Here is a 262-nt window from a genome sequence, read left to right as displayed (position 1 = left end):
AGTAAGTCTGGCTGCAAAAGAATTCCGTATAGGACGAACTTACGAGGATTTTCAAAAGTTCATACAAGAGAATCCTGATATTCCAGTGATCGAACTTGACACGGTAGAAGGCGGACGGGATAACAGCACTCAGGCTTTCCTTACCCTCTTTTTCCGTAACTGTTCTCTTATGCTTATTTTTGTACTACAAGAGAAATCTCAGGACCAGGTCATAAAGGTTTTCGATTATTTGACAGAGAAGCTCGGTATTAAGGTATTTCAG

At 40.5% G+C, this 262-nt stretch carries 1 pseudogene; it reads left to right on the top strand.

The annotated features are described in order from the left end of the window. A pseudogene (locus KTH89_RS24785) lies at positions 1-262 on the top strand (IS30 family transposase); the annotation flags it as partial.

The sequence above is a fragment of the Diplocloster agilis genome (assembly GCF_019042275.1).
Taxonomy (GTDB): Bacteria; Bacillota; Clostridia; order Lachnospirales; family Lachnospiraceae; genus Diplocloster; species Diplocloster agilis.
Note: the sequence above shows the minus strand (reverse complement) of the source record. Positions and strands in the feature narration are given on the sequence as shown.